The 24,466-nt window shown below is 36.8% G+C and carries 26 protein-coding genes and 1 pseudogene; 6 read left to right on the top strand and 21 right to left on the bottom strand.

Going from position 1 to position 24,466, the window contains the following annotated elements:
* Positions 1-45: 45 nt before the first annotated feature.
* The 5 genes from JCM9152_RS15790 to JCM9152_RS15770 all read right to left on the bottom strand — a co-directional run bounded on the left by JCM9152_RS15790 (position 46) and on the right by JCM9152_RS15770 (position 3,312).
* Complete coding sequence (locus JCM9152_RS15790) at positions 46-456, bottom strand: VOC family protein (RefSeq protein WP_035346211.1); 411 nt, start codon at positions 454-456, stop codon at positions 46-48.
* A 222-nt stretch (positions 457-678) separates the two neighbouring features.
* On the bottom strand, positions 679-1,020 hold the full coding sequence (locus JCM9152_RS15785; RefSeq protein ID WP_148296528.1) for a winged helix-turn-helix transcriptional regulator: 342 nt from the start codon (positions 1,018-1,020) through the stop codon (positions 679-681).
* A gap of 23 nt (positions 1,021-1,043) precedes the next feature.
* Positions 1,044-1,583, bottom strand: a complete 540-nt coding sequence (locus JCM9152_RS15780) for an NAD(P)H-dependent oxidoreductase (protein WP_035346209.1) — start codon at positions 1,581-1,583, stop codon at positions 1,044-1,046.
* Positions 1,584-1,804: 221 nt separating this feature from the next.
* A complete protein-coding gene (locus JCM9152_RS15775; protein WP_081728078.1) occupies positions 1,805-2,659 on the bottom strand; it encodes a metallophosphoesterase in 855 nt (284 codons plus the stop codon).
* Positions 2,660-2,721: 62 nt separating this feature from the next.
* Positions 2,722-3,312: a CGNR zinc finger domain-containing protein gene (locus JCM9152_RS15770; RefSeq protein WP_035346207.1), complete on the bottom strand. Its 591-nt coding sequence runs from the start codon at positions 3,310-3,312 to the stop codon at positions 2,722-2,724.
* A 166-nt stretch (positions 3,313-3,478) separates the two neighbouring features.
* On the opposite strand from JCM9152_RS15770, the gene JCM9152_RS15765 reads away from it, so the two are divergent.
* Positions 3,479-4,387 carry a pyridoxamine 5'-phosphate oxidase family protein gene (locus JCM9152_RS15765; protein WP_035346205.1) on the top strand — a complete coding sequence of 303 codons (909 nt, stop codon included), beginning with the start codon at positions 3,479-3,481 and terminating at the stop codon, positions 4,385-4,387.
* 14 nt (positions 4,388-4,401) lie between these two features.
* Entirely contained in the window at positions 4,402-4,719 is a 318-nt protein-coding gene (locus JCM9152_RS15760) for an iron-sulfur cluster biosynthesis family protein (RefSeq protein WP_158318450.1), read from the top strand.
* Positions 4,720-4,758: 39 nt separating this feature from the next.
* Here JCM9152_RS15760 and JCM9152_RS15755 read toward each other — a convergent pair.
* Positions 4,759-4,975 (bottom strand): annotated as a pseudogene (locus JCM9152_RS15755) (hypothetical protein); the annotation flags it as partial.
* Positions 4,976-4,999: 24 nt separating this feature from the next.
* On the bottom strand, positions 5,000-5,908 hold the full coding sequence (locus tag JCM9152_RS15750; protein ID WP_035346201.1) for a helix-turn-helix transcriptional regulator: 909 nt from the start codon (positions 5,906-5,908) through the stop codon (positions 5,000-5,002).
* A gap of 76 nt (positions 5,909-5,984) precedes the next feature.
* On the opposite strand from JCM9152_RS15750, the gene JCM9152_RS15745 reads away from it, so the two are divergent.
* Positions 5,985-6,440, top strand: a complete 456-nt coding sequence (locus JCM9152_RS15745) for a VOC family protein (protein ID WP_035346199.1) — start codon at positions 5,985-5,987, stop codon at positions 6,438-6,440.
* A 329-nt stretch (positions 6,441-6,769) separates the two neighbouring features.
* Here the strand turns inward: JCM9152_RS15745 and JCM9152_RS15740 are convergent, their stop codons facing one another.
* The 3 genes from JCM9152_RS15740 to JCM9152_RS15730 all read right to left on the bottom strand — a co-directional run bounded on the left by JCM9152_RS15740 (position 6,770) and on the right by JCM9152_RS15730 (position 8,827).
* Entirely contained in the window at positions 6,770-7,123 is a 354-nt protein-coding gene (locus tag JCM9152_RS15740; RefSeq protein WP_035346197.1) for a DUF4260 domain-containing protein, read from the bottom strand.
* Between the two features lie 51 nt (positions 7,124-7,174).
* On the bottom strand, positions 7,175-7,747 hold the full coding sequence (locus JCM9152_RS15735) for a TetR/AcrR family transcriptional regulator (RefSeq protein WP_035346196.1): 573 nt from the start codon (positions 7,745-7,747) through the stop codon (positions 7,175-7,177).
* A 267-nt stretch (positions 7,748-8,014) separates the two neighbouring features.
* Positions 8,015-8,827 (bottom strand): DUF899 domain-containing protein, encoded by an 813-nt coding sequence (locus JCM9152_RS15730; protein WP_035346194.1) that lies wholly within the window; start codon positions 8,825-8,827, stop codon positions 8,015-8,017.
* Between JCM9152_RS15730 and JCM9152_RS15725 the strand changes: the two genes are divergently transcribed.
* A complete protein-coding gene (locus JCM9152_RS15725; RefSeq protein ID WP_148296526.1) occupies positions 8,807-9,328 on the top strand; it encodes an NAD(P)/FAD-dependent oxidoreductase in 522 nt (173 codons plus the stop codon). The two genes, JCM9152_RS15730 and JCM9152_RS15725, sit on opposite strands and share 21 nt — an antisense overlap.
* A 173-nt stretch (positions 9,329-9,501) precedes the next feature.
* Here JCM9152_RS15725 and lpdA read toward each other — a convergent pair whose 3' ends face one another.
* The 6 genes from lpdA to JCM9152_RS15695 form a co-directional block, all read right to left on the bottom strand.
* Positions 9,502-10,893, bottom strand: coding sequence for a dihydrolipoyl dehydrogenase (gene lpdA / locus JCM9152_RS15720; protein WP_035346192.1), 1,392 nt, complete (start codon positions 10,891-10,893; stop codon positions 9,502-9,504).
* Positions 10,880-11,752 carry an alpha/beta hydrolase gene (locus JCM9152_RS21485; protein WP_052016010.1) on the bottom strand — a complete coding sequence of 291 codons (873 nt, stop codon included), beginning with the start codon at positions 11,750-11,752 and terminating at the stop codon, positions 10,880-10,882. Before JCM9152_RS21485 ends, lpdA begins: the two co-directional genes overlap by 14 nt.
* 68 nt (positions 11,753-11,820) lie before the next feature.
* On the bottom strand, positions 11,821-12,414 hold the full coding sequence (locus JCM9152_RS15710; protein WP_035346190.1) for a TetR/AcrR family transcriptional regulator: 594 nt from the start codon (positions 12,412-12,414) through the stop codon (positions 11,821-11,823).
* Between the two features lie 590 nt (positions 12,415-13,004).
* Positions 13,005-13,979: a tetratricopeptide repeat protein gene (locus JCM9152_RS15705; protein ID WP_035346188.1), complete on the bottom strand. Its 975-nt coding sequence runs from the start codon at positions 13,977-13,979 to the stop codon at positions 13,005-13,007.
* A 344-nt stretch (positions 13,980-14,323) separates the two neighbouring features.
* A complete protein-coding gene (gene blaI / locus JCM9152_RS15700; protein ID WP_035346186.1) occupies positions 14,324-14,707 on the bottom strand; it encodes a penicillinase repressor BlaI in 384 nt (127 codons plus the stop codon).
* Positions 14,708-14,732: 25 nt separating this feature from the next.
* Positions 14,733-16,499: a BlaR1 family beta-lactam sensor/signal transducer gene (locus JCM9152_RS15695; protein ID WP_035346184.1), complete on the bottom strand. Its 1,767-nt coding sequence runs from the start codon at positions 16,497-16,499 to the stop codon at positions 14,733-14,735.
* Between the two features lie 219 nt (positions 16,500-16,718).
* On the opposite strand from JCM9152_RS15695, the gene bla reads away from it, so the two are divergent.
* Positions 16,719-17,630, top strand: a complete 912-nt coding sequence (gene bla, locus JCM9152_RS15690) for a class A beta-lactamase (RefSeq protein ID WP_035346182.1) — start codon at positions 16,719-16,721, stop codon at positions 17,628-17,630.
* Positions 17,631-17,717: 87 nt separating this feature from the next.
* On the opposite strand, the gene JCM9152_RS15685 is transcribed toward bla, so the two are convergent.
* Positions 17,718-18,755: an oxidoreductase gene (locus tag JCM9152_RS15685; RefSeq protein ID WP_035346180.1), complete on the bottom strand. Its 1,038-nt coding sequence runs from the start codon at positions 18,753-18,755 to the stop codon at positions 17,718-17,720.
* Positions 18,756-18,900: 145 nt separating this feature from the next.
* On the opposite strand from JCM9152_RS15685, the gene JCM9152_RS15680 reads away from it, so the two are divergent.
* Entirely contained in the window at positions 18,901-19,341 is a 441-nt protein-coding gene (locus tag JCM9152_RS15680; protein WP_035346178.1) for an Lrp/AsnC family transcriptional regulator, read from the top strand.
* A gap of 351 nt (positions 19,342-19,692) precedes the next feature.
* Here the strand turns inward: JCM9152_RS15680 and JCM9152_RS15675 are convergent, their stop codons facing one another.
* From JCM9152_RS15675 to JCM9152_RS15660, 4 genes are all read right to left on the bottom strand, one after another.
* Entirely contained in the window at positions 19,693-21,543 is a 1,851-nt protein-coding gene (locus JCM9152_RS15675) for an FtsX-like permease family protein (protein ID WP_035346176.1), read from the bottom strand.
* Positions 21,533-22,294, bottom strand: a complete 762-nt coding sequence (locus JCM9152_RS15670; RefSeq protein WP_035346174.1) for an ABC transporter ATP-binding protein — start codon at positions 22,292-22,294, stop codon at positions 21,533-21,535. The genes JCM9152_RS15675 and JCM9152_RS15670 overlap by 11 nt, the downstream gene beginning before the upstream one ends.
* 115 nt (positions 22,295-22,409) lie before the next feature.
* Positions 22,410-23,405 (bottom strand): sensor histidine kinase, encoded by a 996-nt coding sequence (locus JCM9152_RS15665; RefSeq protein ID WP_035346172.1) that lies wholly within the window; start codon positions 23,403-23,405, stop codon positions 22,410-22,412.
* A complete protein-coding gene (locus JCM9152_RS15660) occupies positions 23,402-24,094 on the bottom strand; it encodes a response regulator transcription factor (protein ID WP_035346232.1) in 693 nt (230 codons plus the stop codon). Before JCM9152_RS15660 ends, JCM9152_RS15665 begins: the two co-directional genes overlap by 4 nt.
* Positions 24,095-24,466 lie beyond the last annotated feature (372 nt).

The following is a 24,466-nucleotide window of genomic DNA, read 5'->3' as shown; positions in this document are numbered from 1 at the left end:
TAGCAACAATAGCACGTACGTTTGATATAGAAACATGGTTAACCGTTAGCTATTTGCAAGATTTAATTGCCACGATACACCATACTTATCATCAACCCATCCAAATTTTTCACTAAATCCATAATTAGATAATGGCATGTGAACAACACCACCCTGTGATAACTTATCAAAGAGTCGATCAATTTCTTGTTCAGTTTTACATGCTACAAACAATGATACTCCGGGAGTAAATGTCCATTCATGCTTAACACTACTGTCTATACACATAAACTCTTGTCCATTTATTGAAAATGTAGCATGCTGTACGCTTCCCTCTTTGCCAACTTCATTCGCCCCGTATCGAACAATACTAGTGATTTCTGAATCGTCAAACAACGAAACGTACAAATTCATTGCTTCTTCAGCACTTCCTTCAAAAGTTAAAAATGTCGTTATTTTTTGATTTGCATTTCCCATGATAAACCCACACCCTCCATAAAGATAATTTTCCTCTTCAAATATATCATAGCCCTCTTTGTATCATTTCTTTTCGATTGCTGTTTCAGTAACTTTGATGATTCACTGCACAAAAACACCCCTTCAGACAATTAACCAAGGAGTAAAACGATCAAACGTTATTTCAATGTTTCCTGTGGATATTAAGGTGTGTTGGTTCTTGCCCCAATTCCCGCAGCAGGATCAATTTTCCGTCCTCAGGAATTTCTGCTGTTCGTGTTGCGCTCCCCACTTGCACATCTCATTCAGAATTGTCTCTAGTGATTTCCCATATGAGGTTAGAGAGTACTCCACTTTCGGCGGAACCTCTTTATATATCTCACGATGAATGATCCCATCTTGTTCCAACTCTCGAAGCTGGTTGGTTAGCATCCCCTGTGTAATACCAGCCAGTTGTTTTCTCAGCTCACCAAACCGCTTTGTTCCCTCATCCGAAAGGATAAATAAAATTAAAGGCTTCCATTTTCCACCGATGGTACCAAGTGTTACTTCAATCGGGTATTTTCGACTTTTGATGACCAGCAACTCCTTACTTTTTTCTTTCAGAATTACATAATAAGGTCTTTTTGTAAACTAGAAATATGATCAATATATTGACTTGCTTGGGCAACCAAGTAGTCGTCTGTACCTGCATCTGTGTTGTACGTAATAAACGCTGGTAAATACGTTCCTTTACAACGAAGAATGGTTGCTTGGATGGGACGTAAATATTCACTGATCGTAAACCAATCATCACCACCGGAACGGTAGGCATTCTCGGACCCGCCTGCTGTAATAGCCGCAATAAACTCTTTACCCTTTAGCTGGTTGCCTTCAGTTCCAAATGCCCATCCGTAAGTGAGGACATCGTCAAACCATTTTTTCAATAAGGGTGGGCAGCTGTACCAATAGAACGGAAACTGAAAAACAATGCGGTCATACTGCACCAATAATTCATGCTCTTGTTCAATATCAATTTCCCAGTTCGGATAACTTTGATATAGATCTCTTACTGTAATAGTCTCATGCTTCCTCAGCTGATCAATAAAGGCACGGTTCCCTCTTGATTTTTCCAAATCTGGGTGGGCAACTATAACAAGTATTTTCATCTTCATCATCCTTTTGTATGTTTTATTAATACAGCGATTATTTCATGAATAATCATGACAAAAAAGTACTTATTTTTTTCGTACATAGTACTGTTTATCGTACGAATGCGAGTCAATGGTACTCATTCGTTAAAAAATGTTCATTTCGAGCTATTCAGTGGAATTGGATTTTTGCTTTTCAATGAGAGTATTGCTCGTCCATGCTTAAATGATCCATACCTTTAATCGTGAACTGGGTCAATTTCAATTAAGCTTATTTGACTTTGATTAAGCAATCGCATTGGAGCGCCCGTCGTTCCTAAACCACTATCAATATATAAATACCTGTCATCACCTAATGGGAATATCCCTTTGTCTAATGTAGGGAACAATCCATCATCAGGTGCAATTAACGCTCCGATGAATGGGAAGCGAACCTGTCCCCCGTGTGTATGACCACTGAGGACCAAATCAGCTGAAACGTTGGGGGACCTTTTTGTCACAACTGGGCTATGAGAAAGGAATATCGTATAAAGGTTCTCATCAATGCTCTCGAATGCCGTTACTAGATTTTCATGGTTTGTCGAGGCATCGTCAATTCCTACGATTTGAATATCGACTCCTCGAACAGTGAGTACAGCATGCTCATTATGCAAAATGACCACACCTCGCTCTGCCAAGTCATCCATAAAATGACTGAACAAAGCGTTCTCCCATTCATGATTACCGGTTACATAATAGACATGATCATGGATAGCTTTCATTTGATCGACGAGTCTTAAGGCATTACTCGTGTCTACGGTCTTTCGGTCAATCCAATCTCCTGTAATTACTATGAAATCTGCCTCAGCTTGTTGAATCGCTTCCAATAGCTTTTGATTTCGGTTTGGAAATTCTTTATTATGCAAGTCTGTTAGCTGTACAACATTGAGTTGAAATCCTTCAGGAAGCTTATTACTCCGGAACCGCACTTTATTGACCTTAATGGTATTCGTTTCGAAATAGACTCTTAACGATAAGGACGCGATAAGAGTCAAACCTAGACCCACTCGAAACCAAGTCCTTTTGTAAAAAGGTTTGTTTTGTTTATCTGTCATCTTATTTCTTTCCTTCTTTTTCTTATTTCACTTTTCACTAAATTAAGGTAAGAATGCCACAGCTAATACTGCTGCTCCCGTTCTTTACGGCGTAAATGACGCGTTACTTTTTTCCGATTTCCGCAAATTTTCATTGAACACCATTTACGTCTTCCACTCTTGTCGATGAATAAAAGAGTACAATCCTTATTCGCACATCGATGAATATGACTTAGTTCATTAGTGACAAAAAGATTCATTGCATTAAAAGCTACCAATGCTATAAGGGCATCTGCTGACTTCCCACTCGGCACAGCTAGCAATACTCCATCGACTAAACGATAAGTAAAAGGGGCTTTTTCGATTAAAAGCTCAAGATCGTTCATCCAATCACAAGGAAGTGATTGATTATCAGCCAATTGTTCATACCCTTGTCGAAGATGTAAACGGAGTTTCTTTAAAAGCGGTAATACTTCATCAGCCCATTCATACACTTCTCCCGAGAACTGTCTATCATGTAGAGCTTGTTTCTTTTGCAAAGCAACCACCCACGCAAACACATCCTCTCCAGAAGTAAGCAGATCATGTTTCTTTCCATATCGAATCACTTCCGTATTAACTAAATCTAACGAAATTTCCCCTGTTATAAGCGGGAATTTGTTATCATTACACACATTTATACCCCTTCCACGTTAACAAAATTAATATTAACCCATTATATCACTATTGACAGGTTAATACTAATTGACATATATCATTAACCATAAAACATTTAATATAACGGTTAAAAATTGTGCAGAAACAAATTTCATTAACTATAGGTTTGGAGTGTTACAACATATGGAAGTATTTCATTCAGGAGAACGTAAAGTGCAAGCTAAGCTTGGCGTCATTAATAAAGCAAATTTAGTCGGACAAATGATTCAGCCATTTATTGACGAGCCTTATCAATTTTTTATCGAATCACAATCCTTCATTATCATTGGGTCTACTGATGCAAAGGGAGAGTTATGGAGTTCATTCATTTGTGGTGACCGCGGATTCATTCGAGTAATCAACGATCGAACGATACAGATTCATATGACAGAAAAAAACAATGATGTATTGCTAACAAACCTAAAATCTAATCTTAATGTTGGAATGATTGTCATTGAATTTTCAACAAGGATTCGTATTAGAATCAACGGTGTTGCTTCAATTCTTGATGAAGAAACGATAGAAGTAAAAACAGAGCAGGTATATGGTAACTGTCCTAAATACATCCAATCTAGACATATAAAATTAAATCTTATAAATGAAACAAAACAATTGGAGACATTACACAGTATGCATTTAAATCAAGACCAACGACCATGGATAGAACGGTCAGATACATTTTTTGTCTCAAGTTCAAATTCGTTAGGAAAAACAGATGTTTCTCATAGAGGCGGCCAAGCAGGCTTTATAGAAGTCATTGATGAAACGACACTAATCTACCCTGATTACGTTGGTAATATGATGTTTAACACACTAGGTAATATGATTGAGAATGCCAAAACCGGGTTATTATTTATAAATTTTCAGGAAGGGCATACGTTACAGCTAACTGGGAGCTCGAAAATCATTTGGAATCTAAATGAGGATGACAAACGAAAATACCCTGGAGCAAAAAGGTTAGTAGAATATGTCATATCCAGTGTAATCGAAAAAAAGCATGCTCTAAAGTATCAGTGGGAGTTTTTAGAGTACTCTCCATTCAACCCAAAATGAAAGAGGATGATAAAATGGACATTCAATTTACAGAACAAGCTATTCATAACTTATTAGAAAAATCATACTCGAATTATATATGTATTATGTATGAAGTTGGCGGATGTGGCAGCCCACTTGATGGCACGATTCACTTACAGTTGACTAAGACTATACCCCCTAGCTATGTTACCATATTAACGAATTGGGTTCCTATTTATACAGAACGATCAACTTTAATGTTCTTAGAAGATAAACTAACCATTGATTATCAACCAAGTGGGTATTTAGTTAGAGGTAATAATCAACTATATGGTTATTCATCAAGTATTGAAAATAAACATGATAGCTGAAAAAATGTGTGATTGTCAATTCCACGTCATACAAGGCTTTCAAGACATGAACAGGAAGACCATCTCCAAAATTCGAATTCGTTTGAGGTTGACCACAAATATCGTAGTTGCTCCTTGAATTTCCATTCCAAATAGACCCGAGGAATTGGATTTCCAAGTGTTCACTGGATTTAATCGATACCGAGTAGGTTTTGGATTTGGCTCCTTCTTTGTAACACCCTTCTTTAAAAGGACAGACTTTGCACTTTTCCACATCTTCCTAGAACCACCTATGAACACTTTATTTGTAAAGTTTCACTGCTCCCTCCAAAAAGTTTACATATTTCGCAACAAAACCTTTTGGCTTTATAATCTTAACTTTATTACCAAATCCGGCTAGAAATTGATAGGCATATTGATTCTCAGGCAATTCAATTGTGGCAAGGTAACTTCTAGCAGTTTCTTTTATAACGGCATCTTTCCCGTATCTTTCGATAAATTGATCCCTTACAGCAACATCTATCGATAGATGTACATTAACTAACTTTTTTTGTTCATTGTATTGTTTTTCATGTTGAAATTCCTGATTAGTCCTTGGAACAAAAAAACCGTCTTTTTGGATATTTAATATCCTCGTCACCTTAAATGTTCGATAGTCTTTCCGTTCTAAACTATAACCAAAAAGATACCAATGCATCTCCCTAAAATGTACCTTATAGGGTTCGACGAGTCTATACGTTTTGTTTCCTATTTGATCCACATATTCAAATTTTAATAACCAATTGTTCTCAATTGCTTGCCTGATAAATAAAATTTCTTCGCTGATTTGGCTTCTTCCCGGCCAATCATAGAAAGTTAAATCAAGTATTGGAGAAATATCTGCGCTAGTCATTCCCTTGATTTTTTGAATAGTCGTTTGAATCTCTTGATTGGTAATCAATCCCTCAAAGCCACCTAAAGCTATAAGTATATTTTCAATATCGTTGTGATTTAGTAATCGTTTATCGAATTTATACTCTTCAATTAGCGCATATCCCCCTTCAGCACCATATTCCGCATAAATAGGGATGTTTGCATAACTTAATGTTTCTATATCACGTTGAATCGTTCGCTTCGTCACATGAAAAAGTCGGCTGAATTCTGTTGCCGAAACTACTTCTTTTTGTAACAAAATCATCACTATCGAGATAAGTCGCTCAATTTTTTTCATATTTCCCTCCAATATACGACATACATATGTCGCCTATGCCCTATTATACTTCAAATATGAAAAGGAGGAATAAAATATGAAAGTAATAACTTATCTACAATTTGATGGAAGAGCAGAAGAAGCGTTGGCCTTTTATGAAAAGGCATTATCCGCAACTAGTGTGAAAATGGTGAGATTTGGTGATTTTGGCCAAGATCCAAATGCCCCATTAACGGAAAAGGAACAAAACATGATTATGGAATCTCGTATTGAATTTTCAGGGAATATTTTAATGATCTCTGATGTTCCGCCTTTTATGCAAGCTACGACAGGCGAAATCACAAATGGGAATACCGTCCTGATCAGTATTATTGATACTGATCCAGAAATAAGTAAACAATGTTTTGAAAGGCTTTCAGAAGGTGGTACTGTGATCATGCCGATATCTTCTACGCCATGGTCAGCAAGTTTTGGAATGTTAGTCGATAAATTCGGGATAATGTGGAAGTTTAATAGTGAAGCAAGTAAATTTCTAGATGGCTATGTAGAATAATCTTATATTACATTTTGACGTAACACCCGGACTAAAACAGAATAGACCTATCAAACTCTGAGATTCCTATATCATTGGGGAATTTCAGAGCTTGTTTTATAAGTACGATTGAACCTTGTTCTTTTTAGACTTGTAACGTGATGCTTTGTTCTGTTTTTGGAAAAGTCGATTGCTTCGAAAAATCCACTCATATCAATCTTTTCAAAACAGGCAACGGTTTCGCTCATTGCTTAAAGGGCACCAAAATTTTTCAGTGCCCTTTCAAAAGACTGGTGGGAGACTCCCTTTATGATACTTAGATGACAAGAGAGTCTATTTAATCTACAAGCTCAGATACGGTTCAAATGTGTATCTTGAAACTTTGTCGGATACTTCAATCCATAGCCAAACATTCTATCCATTCCAATATGAGCAACCCAAATCAAGCTTATCATTAATAAAATATGACTATTCATCAGTACACTACAGATTATGATTAACATTGGTATACTATAGGTATGGAATAGGTTGTACCACACCGATCCAACCTTGTTATTTTTTAAATAACCAATCATTGATAAATCAGGTGCTAACAAAAAGATAACAAACACAATCCAACTAAATTGTAGAATGAAAAAGTAAAAATAAACACTCAACACTAGAGCCATAATCCCTTCAATTCGTAAAATTATCGCAGTTTTCATTTTCATATCCTCCCCTTTATTGAACAACGGTCAATTAATAGATAAAAAAAATTACAGTAGCCCTTTCATCAAAAACCTGACATGCGACGCTGCCATTCCTTTCACATCATCATATGTTTGTTCAGGTTGTCCACAGTAATGTACAACAAAACCGTGTAAAGACAAGAACAATGACCAAATAATCATCGGGGTCACTTTACTTCCACACAGTGTGTGAAGGGCCGACGCAAATTTTTCATAAGTCACGTTTGGCTCTTGTTGAAGTTCAGTTTGTAAGTCATCATCTTGTAAAAGGAACATAATTCGATAATGGTTTGGATGTTTGATACCAAATTCAATATAGCCTAACAAAATCCTTTTCAGTTTGGTTTCAACATCCGTATCCTCTTTTATAAATGTATCCAACGTTTCATTAAGAATACCAAAATCTTTCTCAACCAAGCTGTAAAACAATTCAGCTTTATTCTTAAAATGATAATACAATGAACCATGACTGTATCCAAGTAATTGTGCAATATGTCTCATCGTGACATGTTGATATCCTTTTGACACAAATAAATCACGTGCCGTTTCCAAAATCTTCTCCCTTGTTAATTCTTGATCCACCGCTTTTCTCGCTGCCAAATCATTCACTCCAATTTAATTGACCTACGTTCAATTAAAAGTATAAATCCACCTCTTCCGATTGTCAACACTTACTGACGAAACCCATTAAGATCACTAAGAAATTACATTTGTACGTCATCTCCATAGCACAATCTCTGAATAAAAATACCAAACACCCCTTTAGACAAGCCTATCTAAAGGGAAAAAAATGGTTTATTCCTTTAAAGTACCCATTCTAAAATATCGATTTAACTAGTATTCATTCATATTGTTAAACAAACCTGATTACATGCTATCCTTTCCTGAACTGCAACAGGAATCCGAATCTATAGCTTGTTCATATTCATCATGACGACGGAGCCATGTTTTGCCGTTGCCGTCACTGCGTCCAGGTGGCTGCTCCCAATCCTCTTGCCTGCCTAAAGCTGTTAAATCGAGGTAGTTGAAGGTACCAATGATTAGATCAGTTCCACGGGCGTACGTCGTATACGTGTGGTAAATCGTTTGGCCATCACGCAGAAATGTACTCACACCAGGCACTTCCATTGACTGTCCAGAATCTATGGGTACGCCCTTCTGAATAAGCTCGTCCTTGGTCAAGTAGTTGTATTCGATAGGAGCAGCCGATTCGTCCAGCGTAACATGAAAGTCATAGTTAAAGTCGCTTTCGAAGGATGAGTACCAAGGGATGTCCCAACCCATCCGTTCCTTGTAACGTTGGAGCTTCGGAAATGGAGCTCGAGATATGAGTGCCAGTGACGTGTTTCGTGCATACAGATGAGCAAGATGACCGATGTTATCCGCTGCTAATGAACACGCCGGACAACCGGCTTCCCACTCAGGATCAAACATGAAATGATGCACGATAAGCTGAGGACGTCCTTCAAACAAATCAAGTAGACCGGTCTTACCGTTCGGACCTTCTAAGACATAGTTCTTAGTAAGCTCAACCATTGGCATTCTACGGCGCTCGGCATTCAACGCATCTCGTGCTCTAGTGAATTCCTTCTCTTTGTCCAGCAATTCCTTACGAGCCACAAGCCATTCGTCTCGTGATGCGACATTTGGAAATTGAAGATGATTTTGCGTTTGTTTCATATCATCTTCTCCCTTCTTATATTTTCTTTAGCGTATCACACACAAGAGCTAGCGACTTCTTCTCAATTGCTAAAAACATTTCCTTTCATTCTGTTGTATGCAGGCAAAGATACGCTGAAAGGGAAATGGTTCCAAAAACAAAAAGACCCCATTTTCGGAAATGAACTAAAGAATCTTATTAAAAATAATAAAGTTGATGTAAAGCCTAAAGTTACCCAAGTCATTGATCATGAAGTTCAATTTAAAGATAACACTCGGAGGACATTCACTAGTATTATTTGGGCTACTGGCTTCGTTCCTTATTACGATTGGATGGCTATAGAAGGTGTTACTTCTGATGATGAAAAACCCATACACAACAGGGGTATAACGAATATTAAAGGTCTTTATTTCATAGGTTTACCTTGGCAATATCAACGAGGATCAGCTTTGATATGTGGAGTGAGCTTGGATGCGAACTATCTTATCCCGGTCATTATTTCAAATATCTCTAAAGCTTAATAATTTGAAAACTAGTGTGATAGGTTTCACCATACCCTAAACAAAACGCCTTTTAGAAAAAATCCTCAAAGGCGTTTTTACGTTATTTCTCTATTCTCTGTTGGTGACACTGCCACCTCAGGATTTACGAACCCCTTTTTATGGATATTCCTATTACTAAAAAAATAGCTTAATCACTTCACCACATGAATCGGTCTCCCTATCATGACCTCAGCAGCACCCATTGTCATCTCACCTAAAGTTGGATGAGCGTGAATGGTTAGTGCGATATCTTCTGCAGTCATCCCCGCTTCAATTGCAAGGGTCATTTCAGCGATCATATCTGATGAGCCAACACCTACGATTTGCGCACCAATTAATCGGCCATCCTCTTTACGTGCAATAAGTTTCATAAATCCTTCTGTTGCATTTAAAGCTACGGCACGACCGTTTGCTGCGAATGGGAATTGCGTTGCTTTCACTTCGATACCTTCTGCTTTTGCTTGCTCTTCATTGTAGCCAACCGTTGCAAGCTCTGGATCTGTGAAACACACAGCTGGAATTGCTGAATAATCAATGATTGATTTTTCGCCTGCAATTGCTTCAGCAGCTACTTTACCTTCATAAGATGCTTTATGTGCAAGTTGCGGACCAGATACGATATCACCTATTGCATAAATGTTTGGTATTGACGTACGGCATTGTTTGTCTACTTTTAGTAACCCGTGTTCTGCAAATTCAATGCCTACTGCTTCAAGACCCATTTCATCTGTATTTGGACGACGACCTACCGTTACTAATACATAGTTAGCTTCAACTTTTTTTTCTTCCCCACCAGCTTCATACGATACAACTACACCTTTTCCTCTTTCTTCCACTCCCTTAGCTGATGCATCAACAATCACTTCTACGCCTTTTTTCTTTAAACCTTTTTTCACTATTTGTGTCATTGACGTTTCGAAACCAGCTAAGATGTCTTTGTCGCCCTCAATGATTGTTACGTGAGAACCCAAGTTAGCGTAGGCAGATCCTAGCTCAATACCGATGTAACCACCACCGATAACCACTAACTTTCCTGGTATTTCTTGTAGAGAAAGGGCGTCATTTGAGTTGATGACGCGTTCAGTAAATGGAAATGTTGGAATTTCAACCGGACGAGAACCCATTGCAAGGATGGCATTTTTGAATGTGTACGTTTGTATGTTGGAGCCGTCGATTACACGTACAGTGTTTGCATCTATGAAGGATGCATCACCATTCACAATATTTATTTTGTTACTTTTTAATAGACTTTCAACACCTTTTACTAGCTTAGACACAACGCCTTTTTTAAATTGTTGTACCTTTGACCAATTCAGTCGTACTTCTTGCGCAACAACACCCATATCATCTGAGTGCTTCGCTTGCTCAAAACGATGACCTACTGAAATTATTACTTTCGATGGAATACAACCGACATTTGAGCAAACTCCTCCTAAATATTCTCTCTCTACAATCATTACGTTTTGCCCCATTTGAGCAGCGCGAATCGCCGCCACATATCCTCCTGGACCAGCACCAATCACAAGCGTATCAATAAGTTTCATCTACTTCATCTCCCTCATTGCTTGCTATAAAATGAAAAACATAATCCCAAAAATCATTAGCCTTTACACAATTGTGATGACCTTTTGCTTCCACTTTAACGACTTGTTTAAAATTGCTATCATTTAATAGAACATCAACATTTGAAATCGGCACTTTTTGATCGTGAATAGAATGTATGGCAAGAGCAGGCGACTGTTGGTTTTTCATTATTTTTTCTAGACTCCATTCTCTTCTAGCTTTTAAAAAAACACCTCCTCGTAATAAAAACCAACTGATCAATAGCCAACCAAAGGGAATATAAGGTAGTGTTACTTTTCCAGCCATTGATTTGCTAATATTCTCTAATGATGTAGGCATTGAATCGGTAATGAGTGCTTGTATCCTTAAATCAGTGGCATTCACAATACTTGCAGCTACCCCACCCATTGAATGCCCTAAAACATAGATTGCATGACTATTCATATCTGACCTCTCCGACACATAATCAATCATTGATGTGATACTTTGGACAAACGATTCAATACTCACTTGCTTTTGTATTGAATCACTTTGCCCATGACCAAGAACATCAACAATTATTACGTCATAACCGCTAGCTAATAGGGGATCGACATATCGTAACATGTCTGATTTATTAGAGCCCCATCCGTGTACAAGTAGAAAACAACCTCTTGCTCTCTCACTTTTAATAATCCATCCTCGAATTTTCCCAATACCCCGCTCAATTTCAATGTTTTCATAAGCCGCATTTGGGTACTTTTTATCCTCTTTCTGTTTCGGTGTGAAAATATTACGAATGATATAGCTCCTCAAAAGTAAAACAACGACTACGAAAGAAATGAATAATACATATTTCATCATAACCCCTCCAAAAAAGATACCAATCAGTCTCTTTTCAACTATAAAAAAGACGGCTTTAATGCCGCTCAGGTAGCAATCATTGAAATATATTGCTTCAAATTATTTATTATGATCTTCGTTATTTGCCCATCTTGCTTTAATCGGTCTAATACGAGCCCACCTTCAAGTGTTGACACAATATATATCGCAGTGTCATATGGCTGTATGGACTGCTTCAACTCTTGATGCCTAATACCATCCTCTATCATTTTCACCAACCATGTTACCATCATATCCACTGCTTCATTAATCGATGGTAGCAACCCACTTCCTTCTAAATCATCCATTTCGATCGCTGCGTTAAAAATAGGACAACCACCAACTATCGGCTCTCCTTCACTTAATTGTAAAAAAGCCTCTACAAATGCGATTAATTTGTCCGATGCATTGTCGTGTTGTGAAACACTCGTCATTAAATGATTTCGCATGATTTCGATAGAAAAGTGAAAAGACTCAACCATTAGCTGCTCTTTATCCTTAAAATGTCGATAAATCCCCCCTTTTTGAATATTCGTTTCCTGAATAATGTCACTCATTGATGTTGTCATATAACCTTTTTGGTTAAAAACTAGAGCAGATTTCCGAATAATTTTACGCCTTGTTAATTCACCTTTTTTCATTTACACCTCCAAAAGATACCATTCAGTCTCTTTTAATATAAAGGAAGTCAGATGCAAATTCAAGAGCTAATAAATAATAAATAAAAAATTTTGTCAAACCCATTTGATTCAATTCTTCTAGAAGCGTTATACATTTGCAGGTATATCACTCACATATTATCTGCATTTGACTAATACATTCACAGCTTCTTGAATCATTGCTTCTGTTTCCCTTCCTTTTCAATTTGCTCGCGTACACATTGCTCTAAGTTCGAGTTACAGCTATAACAATCGTGTGATCCATTGCATTTCTTGCAATTGATATCTGAACGGCAAGATCCTTGCATATGGCCACTACTGTCTGATTTTTCAAGGGAAGCTTGGTTTGATCACTTACTTATGGAATATTGGCTTTCAACCATTAAAAAGCAGGCTCGAGATAACGAGTAAGCTTTTTTGATATCAAAACCTCCCTCCTCCAAAAGGAACATCAATACCACGGTACCTTTAATCTCTCAAACTCTCACTAGATCATATTGATTAACAAATCATCTTCTGAAAAATCTCTTATCAAGTTTATAGACTTATGATAAATGGGAAAACCTCTTTAATTAATACCCTGTCAACTCAATAAATGTCTCGTTATCATAAATAGTGGATAGAAGTGGGTCATTGAATGCTGTATCCTTTAATGTATCTATTAATTCTATCGCTCTAGCTAACTCTTCCAACCCTTGGTCTATCTCACCCTGTTGTACAAGTGCTACAGATTTTCCGTAATAGCCAATTCCTTCATTTGGATATTGCTCAATAATATAGTTATAGATTTCTTCAGCTTCTTTAAAATGACCCGCATATGTAAGCATGAAGCCTTTATAATCTAAAGCATTTAATTGATGTTCTTCCTCAAATTCAATAATTTTGTTTAAATAAGGAAGAGTATCACTATATTCACCTAATGCTTCATGAACATAGACAAGATACCATAATCCGTCGATATCGTCAGGATATACTTTTATATAATGCTCTAAATAAGGAACAGCTTTTTCATCTTCATATAAGAAATAAAGCGAAACCCCTTTTCCATATAATGCATAGGGCGCATGATCATCAATCGCTAAAGCATGATTATAATATTCGAGAGCTTTCTCATACCTTTCAAGCAAGAAATGAGCATTTCCCATGTTGATAAATTGTTCTGGTTCCTTATCACTAATATCAATCGCTTGTTGTGCAGCAACAATAGCTTGTTCATATTCACCTAATTTATTTAATGACATAGCCTTGTTATTCAATGCACTATCCATTAAATTATCTAGTTCAATTGCTTTGTTTAGTGATTGTAAAGCTTCTTCATATCGACCTAAAACATGTAAAACATACCCTTTCTCATTATGTAGCATCGGATCTTCAGGGAACTTTTCCAATCGTTGTTTCACATCTTCTAGTGCCAATTCATACTGTTCATTTTCATACCACTTTTCATATTTCTCTCTAGAAAATTCAGGGTCTAAATCACTTAGCAGGTAACAACCTGTAAGCATCATTAATGAAAATATGAATAAAGACCACATTATTTTATTCATTCCACCACATCCTTTTTTTTTCGTAAAAAATAACCCTTTGGCTAAATATTAACCAAAGGGCTAGAGCTTCGCAACGTTATTTTAAATGCACAAACTCAAATAATTTTAAAAACGAAATATCTCTATTTCAATTTCGTCTACGAATACTGTCTTGAAGCTGGGCAAACTTAAACTTAGCCACTTTTGAGGTTCGAAGTGTCAAGTGAGTCTGTCACTTTAACTGAATAAGGAGGCAGCATTTTAATGCATTCCAAAATAAAATCAGGGCAATAACGGGATGTGCAGCACCGAGTATATTAATATCAAATGAAAGCGCGGTGTAAGGATTTATTTGCAGCAGTAATTTATTTCTCTTTTCGTTTACGCTCTAAAATGGACCGCAGTTCGTCCAGTTCTTCTTTTGTCAAAGATTCTTCTTCGATAAATTGAACCAGCATCGGTTTGAACGTCCCACCATAGATTCTTTTAATGAAAGACTGTGTCTCTGCACGTTTGCATTCATCTTCCGAGTATAAAGGGAAAAAGATATACACTTTTTGTTCTTTGTTAACCCCTACAACCTGTTTTTTCATTAATCGATCAAGAAGCGTTCGAATTGTTTTTGGTTTCCAATCCGTTTGTTTTTGTATAGCTTGGATCACTTGATGCGCTGTCTGAGACCCATTTTTCCAAAGGACTTTCATGATCTCCCACTCGGCTTCTGAAATACTAGGTAGTCGATTAGACATCTCCTTCCCTCCTTCTGTTCAGTTATTAAAAGATCCCTTTGCTACTTAAGATAGCTCGCGTAATTTCAGCAGCTTTACTTCCATACGCATGATCTTGATGTTGGATATTCGTTGCAAAGAAATACGTATCCGTTTCGGTTTCAAGGAATCCTATAAACCACCCGTTTACAGCTCGCTCATTCACAACCCCTGTACCGGTCTTTCCAAAAAGCGTGCCTTCTTGATTTTCTTCTAACTTTATGACCTCTTTTACTAATTGTACATTTTTTTCTTTAAAATGATATTCATTAAAATAAAATGCTTGAAGGAGCTTTACCTGTTCAATAGGTGAAATCTTTAAAGACGATTCTAACCAATACTCGTCTAACCCCCCCGAAAGATCTTTATTACCATAATCAAACATGTCCAAATAATTTTGAATACGATCTCTTTGCATTTGTCGATCTAACTGTTGAAAGTACCAAGTGACCGAGTAGCTCATTGCGGTTCTTAAGTCGTGATTGGCATTCCATTCAGCATAACCATAATGTACTCCGTCCCACTCTAATAGTGAATCATCTCCTGTAATCACGCCTAGCTCTAACGCCATTAACGCGGTGAATACTTTATATGAAGAGTTAGGAGAGATCCTCATGACACTTTTTTCTCGGTTATAAATTCGATATTCATCGTTGCTCGCACTGTATAATACAAAACTACCTTCATTCTCTCCAAAGTATCCACTCAAATCTTCATATATCGCCCGCTGATCATCAAATAAATAGCGCTCACTAGAAGAAGCAGTTACCGATAAAAGAGGGAATTGAGCAATTACAAACAGCGTGATAACTATAAAAATAAACATACTTTTTAATTTTAATAACTTCGATTCTTCAGTAAAAGAAGCTATATGGATCAGCCGTCTTTTTATATGTTTTTCAGAACCTAATAATGGGTTTGCTAAATTTAAAATAGCTGATTCCTTATTCCTCTCCACAAATCGAATGATCGTCTTTCCATACTTTTCAAAATCGCATCGATCCAATGAATGTAGCACTTCCGTGTCGCAAGCCATTTCTCGATCAAGACGCATTACTTTAAATGCTTTCCAAACAAGAGGATGAAACCAATAGACAATCTGGTATAGGACAAATAAATAATTTGCTTTAATATGCTTGCTTTTACAATGGTACAGTTCATGTAGCAATACATAGTTTATTTCATCATCCGATAAATAGGATGCCATATCCTTTGGCAGTAAAATATATGTGTTAAACAAGCCAAATGTCATCGGGGAACGTACACTCGAAGCCTCTAATATCTTTGGGCTCTTCCTTATCCCCAGCTCCCGTATACAGTCGCTATATAGTTTTTTTACCTTTTCATTTTTTATTTCTGCCGCAGCCGATACTAGACGATGTAAATTTACATAATGATACAATGCCACAAGAAGGAAAAGCACCATACCTATAACCCAAATAGCAATGAGTAATGATTGGACGAATGTTTGGTCAACCCGGCTAACCGAAGTGCCAAAATCATTCATCCAATTTTCCGAGTGATTTGTAAAACTCAAACTATCCTGAGTCGAAGAATACAGCTTTCCTTCACTCTCATCAATAATAGACAAGTTAGGGATCTCTATAAGATGCACGGGTATAAACGGGAAGGTTAAAACAAAAATTAACAAGAACCATAGATGATAGCGCCATTTTGCTGATAATTGTTTATAAAAAAATTTCCTAAGTAGTAGAATCACCGTGATCGTCACCGTTGACAACACAAGAGAAAGTACTATATGTGGGAATGTCATTTTTATTATCTCCATTTTTAATCATTTTTCTTTCTCCTCTTAATATCTCTCACTAAAACACTAAAATTCTAACATTTTAATTTCAGGTTGTAAATTTCTATTGACATTTTAGATTACATACGTAATATTAGATTACAGATGTAGTCAATTAAAAAGTATTGGATCCAACTATTTTTAAAAAAAGACTAATCAAACAAGTAAAGTCAAAAGGAGATTATTATGAAGATCACAAAAATGACATGCTCCATTCTCTTAGGAACCCTTTTATTTTTCGGATGTTCGAGTGATCAGGAACAGGATCAGACCAGTTCTGATCAACCTGAATTTGAAAGACCTACTCCGACGGTAGAAGACACCTTTAGCCAATTAGAGGAAGAATACGATGCACGGTTAGGCATCTATGCATTAGACACTGGTACAGGTAAGACGGTTACATATCGTTCTGATGAACGTTTTATCTATGCATCTGCCCATAAACCACTTGCTGTTGGCGTCCTTCTTCAGCAAAAATCGATGGAGGAATTAGATGAGCACATCACATATTCAAGGGATGATTTAGTCAACTACAATCCGATAACAGAACATCATGTCGATTCAGGATTGACATTAAAAGAGCTTAGTGATGCTTCGATTCGCTACAGTGATAACACAGCTGCCAATTTAATTTTTCATGCAATCGGTGGACCGGAAGGCTTTAAAGAAGGACTTCGAGCCATTGGGGATAATGTAACCGAGCCTGAAAGAATAGAACCTGACTTAAATGATGTTGAGCCTGGAGAAATTCAAGATACGAGTACACCAGAAGCATTGGCAAAAAGCCTGCAACAATTCACTTTAGGAGATGCTTTATCAGAAGATAAACAAGAACTACTAATCGATTGGCTCAAGAGAAACACAACAGGTGACGATCTTATCCGTGCAGGAGTACCAGAAGGTTGGGAAGTTGGAGACAAAACGGGCTCTGGCTCTTATGGGACTCGCAACGATATCGGCATTCTCTGGCCGCCAGGCAGAGACCCGATTATTCTTTCCGTACTAACAAGTAAGGAAGAACAAGATGCAGATCACGATGATACCCTTATCGCAAGAGCCACAGAAGAAGTCATTAACATTCTTTTTGGGACAGAATAAATGGCTCAAAGTTAGTATACGTTTGTTTATCACACTGTAAGTCAAGACAAAAAAGGTCATGTTTGTCTTACATGACCTTTTTGTTACTCACTTAATTTGTTGTAGATGAATTTTAGAATCGTATGGTTTAAGTGGTATTGAGGCTTTTGTTCGATGCATAAAATCGGAATTTGCTAATAAAGGACGTCCAAATGCAGCTAAATCAATCAGTCCATCCTTAAGTGCCTTCTCTGCTGAGGCAGATGTCAGGTTGCCAACACCAATGATAATTTTATCCCAGTATTTACGGACGAGTTCATGCAATGTCAATGAATGGTGAGCTAAAGGCTTTGAGAATTCATTGACAGATGGGTGGAGAAGTTCGATCTTTGTTTTATGAAATACTTCTATTAACATTTGTATTTCTTTCTCAGGGTCTTCCCATGCATATAATGGTGAATCATCTTTATGCTCTGAAAAGCGAACAATAATTTTATTTGTGCCAATCGCCTCACCAACGGCAAGTAAAATTTCTTCTAAAAACAAGTACCGGTTCTGACCGTATCGATCTTTTCTGATGTTCGTCCATGTAGAGTGAAATTGGTCAATTAAATAACCGTGAGCTGCATGTATTTCAACCCCATCAAAACCAGCTTTTATTGCATTGTAAGCAGCATGGACAAATTGCTTAATAACGTTTCGAATATCATAGACTGTCATTTCGTTAGGCATCTCATAGGGAAGGCGAACTCGGTGAGTATGGCCATTTGCTTTGATAGAAGATGGTGCTAACGGTTTCCTGCCATTTGTAAAATATGAATGGCTTAGCCTCCCGACATGCCAAAGTTGAGCAATAATCTTCCCACCTTCCTGATGAACTGAATCTGTAACTTCTTTCCATGCTTCCGTTTGTTCATCGGTATACAGCCCAGGTATTCCTACTGTACCCTTCGCCTCTTCAGCAATTGCTATCCCTTCTGTAACAATCATCCCAATTCCATCTTGGGCGCGCCGCTGATAATACGATACTGTATCGGGATGAATAATCCCTGTCTTAAAATCTGCAAATCCTCTTGTCATTGGCGCCATGACAGCTCTTGATTGTAACTGCCATCCATCTCGTTTGAACGGTGTTAGTAATTCCATGTTCACTCCCCCTTTAATGTAAGTAATTTAATTTTACATATTAAAAAGGGTATAACTACATAAGATACTATAGGTTATATTTGCTGTTCATTTATAAATTATTTTTATATATGCTATTTCACTTATAAAAGAAAGGTAGGTTTATATGGACGATATTGATATTTCGATTTTAATGGCTCTGCAAAGGGAGGGGAAAATTCCCATGACAAAGCTCGGGAAGGAAGTTGCATTATCTCAGCCAGCAGTCACAGAACGGGTGAAAAGACTAGAAGAACAGGGTGTTATTGAAAAATATACTGCCGTGGTTAATGCCAAAAAAATGAATAAACCTGTTTCTGCTTTTCTTCTTTTTCAAGCCCGTCACTGCCAAGACTTTGTGACATATTGTGAGGGCGTGGATAATGTATTGGAAATCCACCGTATTAGTGGTCAATATAATTTCTTAGTCAAAATTATTGCGAAATCATTAGAGACATTAGAGCAAACGATTAATGAATTGGGCCAGCATGGCGAGTCGACTACACTCGTTGTCCTGTCGTCCCCAATGGTGAATCGTCCCATTGTTCCACTTATTGAAAACAGCTAACGAGAATATCGGACGTTCATGCCCTTTGGTCGAACTTAGTCAGTTATTTGTTCAAAACGAAACAATCATATGCAGCTTCCTGCTTCAATTGCTAACGCTCGTTTCCTACTATAAAATTGAAAAAGGACTATCCCAGAGCATCTAGAAACATAAAATCGGGTGAACCATTCGATGCGGTTCTCCCGATTTTTGTAGAACTAGATTATCGCCATAATAATAGTCTGGTCATTTAGATACTGGATTGATTCGTCATACTTAGAAAGGTGGATAAAATTTATCTCATTAAATTGGAATGAATAGTACAATTCTCTTGCTCAGATTTTTGAAATCCAGATTAACGTGTTCTATCACTTACTCTACCAATTTTTTTAAATATGCCTTGCGTATAATAAGAAAGCTCAGAGTAAACAGCAGCAAAATAATTCCTACACCAACCGTAGTCATCTGGGCAAAAGCTGGTGAAAGTGCATCACGAATACTGAATAACACGATAAATAATAAAATCGCAGCCATTGTAAAAGGGGCAAAAATCAGTATTGATAATTCTCTTGTCACAATAACACCCATTTCTTTCATAGATAGTCCGATTTTGCGAATGCCTAAATATTTTCTTTTTTCTCCCGCTAAAGAGGTCTGCAAGTAAAAATAAAGAATACTCATGGCTGCACTTAAAAAAATCAGACTAAGCATAAAACCAATAAAGAACATGATCCTCTTTACAAATAACTCGTCAACATATAATGAAATTTTAGATGAGACATAACGCTCACCTTGTTCTGTCATGATATGTGATTCTATTGTTTCTGCTACTTCCCGTTTCTCTGTCCATTCCTCCAATTCATAGGCAAACACATGATACTCTGAATAATTGAGTGCGTCATAAATCGCATCTGGTACAACATAATATACTGCCCGAAAGCCTGATATAAGAATCATTCGTTCTTCTAATCCTACGTACTGAAGAGGGTCATCCACATAATCCTGAATGGCATCCGTATTTGGAATCATTCCCACACTTCCTGCCACAACATAATATTCATTGTCCCTAAGTGTTATCGCTTGGTGTGTACCAAGTGCATTGAAATGGGAATTCGACATGAAGCCAATCCTGCGGTCTTCGTCTGTTTTGAACGCAGATTGATACGCATCGAAATCTCCCACTGTTTGCTCAAGGGTTGACTCTATAAATTCAATATCTTGCTGTTCTTTTTCTATAGGATTATCTGGATGGGAAATATATTGAAAGCTATACGGATAAACAGCTTCCGTATTTTTTTCGACATTATAATACGAACTGTACAAAACACTCGTCGTAACAAATACGGCAAGCAGTAAAATACTGAGCAAATAAATGACATGAGCATGTGAATTGCCTTTGGCTTGTAAATTCGATACAAATAACATATTCGTTTTTCTGTAATACGAGGAGCTTTTTTGCAATCTCCGAATCGTAAACCAGATTCCCTGGGTTAATACAAGATAAATCGTCATTAACAGACTGATAAACAAAATCATCAAATAAACAATTCCTAAGCTTTCAACGAAATCTGGGCTAACTTTGAGAGGTAGTAATAAAACTGCACTCACTAAGATGGATAAAAGGAGCCTCCATGGAGTTGGACGTATTAATTTTTCCTGTGTGACATCTGCTTTTAACAGTTGTACAGCTTCTTCTTTCTTGATAAATCGTGTCGTTATTTGAGATACAATTAAAAATAAAACACTAAATAAAATGAACGTCATAGCAATGGCTTGTACAGGTACATACATTCCAAAGCTATCTGCCTCTAAGACATTCTTAACGACCATTAAAAACAGAGGAGAAACGATTAACCCAACAACAATTGCTGTCATAATTGCAGCAAAAGCAATCAGCATATTTTCCCGGAATACCATTTTCCGCACTTGCTTCGTCGATGCTCCAGAAATGATAAAGACTCCAAGGCTTTTGGTTTTCTTCTTTAGGAAAGCCAGCATTGAATAAATAATAAAAATAAAAGAAAAAAGATAGACAATCATACTACAAAGAATCATGACGATGCCAATTGAGCTATTCAGATCAATTGCATCCATCATTGGATGAAATGCAGTAATCAAAAAAAAGAAAAAGACTAAAATCGAAAAGACGCTGCTCAGAAAATAGGAAATATAGGTCCATTTATCCCGTAATATATTTTGAATGACAATATGATTAAAGCTCATGATATCCACCGCCCAGAAATGTCAGTGTATCTACAATTTCTTGATAGAATTGCTGCTTGTGGTCACCCTTCTGTATTTCATTGTAGAGCATCCCGTCTTGCATAAAAATCACACGCTCAGCAAAACTGGCAACATACGGATCATGTGTGACCATTAATAAAGAGGTTTGAAACGTTTCGTGAATGGATTGAAATAGCGTCATCACACTATTGGCTGATTTAGAGTCCAGATTCCCAGTCGGCTCATCTGCTAATAATAGACTAGGCTGATGAATAACTGCTCGTGCAATGGCTACACGTTGCTTCTGTCCCCCTGAAATTTCAAAGGTTCTCTTCTTCATTATTTCTTCAATTCCTAAAAACTCAACGACTTCCGCTAAACGGGATGTCATTTCCTTTGCATTCACGGCATCGAGTGTCAATGGTAATAAAATGTTTTCTTCTACAGTTAATGTGTGAACCAAGTTAAAATCTTGAAAAACAAAACCCAATTCACTACGTCGAAACTTTGCAAGACCTTCATCATTCAGTTCGTATGGATTTTGTTGGTTAATTGTAATAGAACCATTTGTCGGACGGTCTATGGTTGATATACAATTTAAAAATGTCGTCTTCCCGCTTCCAGATGGGCCCATTACAGAAACAAATTCATTACGTTTCAATTGAAAGTCAAATCCTTTTAATGCTTTATAGTTCACCTCTCCAACATACTCCTTATGGAGTTGTTGAACATTTAAAATGATATCTGACATATACACCACTCCTGTTTTTTTCATTGTTAACTTTAATATACCGAAGTCGTCCATTCTTTAACATTTAGAAACATGACGGCAAAGTGACAATATTGACACATTCAAAACGGCTACCTCAATCGGCAGCCGTACTAATACTTTTTGAAAGTTCAATGGTGAAAATGGTTTCTTGATGATGAGATGTTAATTCAAACGGATGATCTAGCGTATCCAAAATCCTTTTCACTAAGTATAAACCTATTCCTGTTGCTTCACTTCTTTTCCGTCCTTTTGAACCTGTATAGAACAAATTGAATAAGCGATTGATCTCACTTTTTGGAATGGTTTCCCCCCTGTTATGAATCGATAATTGACCATTCCTATAATAAATATGAACAGTAGAGTGCTTCTCACCATATTTAATCGCATTACTAAGCAGTTGGTAAACAACTACTTTCATCCACTTTCGGTCTGAATAAAGAATAACTTCTTCCGCTATTGTCGCCTTAGGAAATAGTTCTTCCTCAATAAAGTAATCTTTTAAATCATTAATAACCTCTTGTATGATTTTCTTTAGTGGCATCGCTTCAATTTTCAAATCAGATAATAATTGGGTAGAGCGGCTATAAGACAATAGCTGATTTAACGAAAAGTATATTTTATCGCATTCGGCTTTTACTTTCTGCCATTCTCCCAACGATTTGACATCGTTTATTTGATTCGATTGCACAAGCAATTGCATGACAGAAATAGGCGTCTTCATCTGATGCACCGCATGTGAAATAAGTAGCTGCTGTTCCTGTAAGAAATCTTGATACGTGTCCTGTTCTTTTAAGAGTAAGGAGGAAAATTCCTTTAATTGATTGGCATATGCTTTTTCAATTGGAGCATGAGGACGATAGACAAGAAAACCAGCTTGATCCAAATTTTCTTTCTTTAAATGTGTGTACATTTTTTTACGACGAAGATAGCGAATAACAAGCAGAATCATTAATAAAGTGGTGGCTAAAAAACTAAAATAGTAATAATGATTTTCAAAACCATCTAATTGTTCAATGATAAAAGGTAAGCAGATAAAAGTGATCAGATACAAAAGAATAATGCTGAGATGATCCTTTATAAATAACTTCATTTATCTTTCTCCATTAATTGGTAACCAATTCCTCGAATCGTTTTTAGTTCTAAGGAGGATTGGATATGTTCCAATTTTTTTCGCAATCTTTTTATATTCACTGTGAGTGTATTTTCTTCTACAAATCCTTCTTCATCCCATATAACAGAAAGCAGCTGCTGTCTTGTGACAACATTTGGAAAAGACTCAAAAAACATATTACAAAGCTGGAGCTCTTTTACCGTCAATACTTCCTCCTGTCTCGGCGTAGATAAACGTACTGTGTCCAAATTTAAGATGGTATTACCCAATTGTACTATTCGTCGTTCCGCGGTTTTTGCATACTCTCCATACGTACGTCGAATTTGCCCATTGATTTTTGCTAATACGACATCCATTACAAAAGGCTTAGTGATAAAATCATCTGCACCATTTTCAATACCATATATCTGGTCTAGTTCGCTCATTCGAGCAGACAGAATCATAATTGGACATGTGGATATCTGCCTTATTTTTCTTGACCAGTAATAGCCATCAAAGTAAGGAAGGTTTATATCCATAATAACTAAATGAGGTTCTGTTTCTTGAAAAACATCCAGAACTCTTTTAAAATCTTCTATTGTGTGGCACTCATATCCGTATTTTTTAAGTCGATTTTTTAATGTATCAGTAATACTTATTTCATCCTCCACAATTAATATTCTATACATAAAATCCCCCGCCTCTTTATTCTCAAAATTTTTATATAAACATCGTATTTTCTTAAAAGCTAGAGAAGGATTTAAGAAAAAAGGAGCTCCATTTTCGACTTTAGATATTCTTTTTCTTATCACCACAAAAACACCCTTTAGACAATCATATCCAAAGGGGTAAACCATCGCAATTTTTTTATAGACATCGTGACTTTTTTTAAACATCGTATCTTTCTTGCTAACGTCGCAACTTTATTTCAAAGATACAATGTTTGTTGAAAGAAAATAAAGTATTTTCTTAATGCTTAGGTTAACTTGCACGAGCGCGATTGCCACGCTCAGACTTTTCAATCATGATGTTGCCAAGAGCAAACAAATTCAGCACTACAT

The organism is Halalkalibacter hemicellulosilyticusJCM 9152 (assembly GCF_000513115.1).
Taxonomy (GTDB): Bacteria; Bacillota; Bacilli; order Bacillales; family Bacillaceae_D; genus Halalkalibacter; species Halalkalibacter hemicellulosilyticus.
This window is presented reverse-complemented; position numbering and strand designations above follow the sequence as displayed.

Excerpts from the sequence above, each read along its gene's own strand:
- JCM9152_RS15790 (WP_035346211.1), bottom strand. The coding sequence starts at position 456 with ATGGGAAATGCAAATCAAAAAATAACGACATTTTTAACTTTTGAAGGA.
- JCM9152_RS15780 (WP_035346209.1), bottom strand. The coding sequence starts at position 1,583 with ATGAAAATACTTGTTATAGTTGCCCACCCAGATTTGGAAAAATCAAGA.
- JCM9152_RS15775 (WP_081728078.1), bottom strand. The coding sequence starts at position 2,659 with ATGACAGATAAACAAAACAAACCTTTTTACAAAAGGACTTGGTTTCGA.
- JCM9152_RS15765 (WP_035346205.1), top strand. The coding sequence starts at position 3,479 with ATGGAAGTATTTCATTCAGGAGAACGTAAAGTGCAAGCTAAGCTTGGC.
- JCM9152_RS15760 (WP_158318450.1), top strand. The coding sequence starts at position 4,402 with ATGGACATTCAATTTACAGAACAAGCTATTCATAACTTATTAGAAAAA.
- JCM9152_RS15750 (WP_035346201.1), bottom strand. The coding sequence starts at position 5,908 with ATGAAAAAAATTGAGCGACTTATCTCGATAGTGATGATTTTGTTACAA.
- JCM9152_RS15745 (WP_035346199.1), top strand. The coding sequence starts at position 5,985 with ATGAAAGTAATAACTTATCTACAATTTGATGGAAGAGCAGAAGAAGCG.
- JCM9152_RS15740 (WP_035346197.1), bottom strand. The coding sequence starts at position 7,123 with ATGAAAACTGCGATAATTTTACGAATTGAAGGGATTATGGCTCTAGTG.
- JCM9152_RS15725 (WP_148296526.1), top strand. The coding sequence starts at position 8,807 with ATGATTTTGCGTTTGTTTCATATCATCTTCTCCCTTCTTATATTTTCT.
- JCM9152_RS15730 (WP_035346194.1), bottom strand. The coding sequence starts at position 8,827 with ATGAAACAAACGCAAAATCATCTTCAATTTCCAAATGTCGCATCACGA.
- lpdA (WP_035346192.1), bottom strand. The coding sequence starts at position 10,893 with ATGAAACTTATTGATACGCTTGTGATTGGTGCTGGTCCAGGAGGATAT.
- JCM9152_RS21485 (WP_052016010.1), bottom strand. The coding sequence starts at position 11,752 with ATGAAATATGTATTATTCATTTCTTTCGTAGTCGTTGTTTTACTTTTG.
- JCM9152_RS15710 (WP_035346190.1), bottom strand. The coding sequence starts at position 12,414 with ATGAAAAAAGGTGAATTAACAAGGCGTAAAATTATTCGGAAATCTGCT.
- JCM9152_RS15705 (WP_035346188.1), bottom strand. The coding sequence starts at position 13,979 with ATGAATAAAATAATGTGGTCTTTATTCATATTTTCATTAATGATGCTT.
- blaI (WP_035346186.1), bottom strand. The coding sequence starts at position 14,707 with ATGTCTAATCGACTACCTAGTATTTCAGAAGCCGAGTGGGAGATCATG.
- JCM9152_RS15695 (WP_035346184.1), bottom strand. The coding sequence starts at position 16,499 with ATGACATTCCCACATATAGTACTTTCTCTTGTGTTGTCAACGGTGACG.
- bla (WP_035346182.1), top strand. The coding sequence starts at position 16,719 with ATGAAGATCACAAAAATGACATGCTCCATTCTCTTAGGAACCCTTTTA.
- JCM9152_RS15685 (WP_035346180.1), bottom strand. The coding sequence starts at position 18,755 with ATGGAATTACTAACACCGTTCAAACGAGATGGATGGCAGTTACAATCA.
- JCM9152_RS15680 (WP_035346178.1), top strand. The coding sequence starts at position 18,901 with ATGGACGATATTGATATTTCGATTTTAATGGCTCTGCAAAGGGAGGGG.
- JCM9152_RS15675 (WP_035346176.1), bottom strand. The coding sequence starts at position 21,543 with ATGAGCTTTAATCATATTGTCATTCAAAATATATTACGGGATAAATGG.
- JCM9152_RS15670 (WP_035346174.1), bottom strand. The coding sequence starts at position 22,294 with ATGTCAGATATCATTTTAAATGTTCAACAACTCCATAAGGAGTATGTT.
- JCM9152_RS15665 (WP_035346172.1), bottom strand. The coding sequence starts at position 23,405 with ATGAAGTTATTTATAAAGGATCATCTCAGCATTATTCTTTTGTATCTG.
- JCM9152_RS15660 (WP_035346232.1), bottom strand. The coding sequence starts at position 24,094 with ATGTATAGAATATTAATTGTGGAGGATGAAATAAGTATTACTGATACA.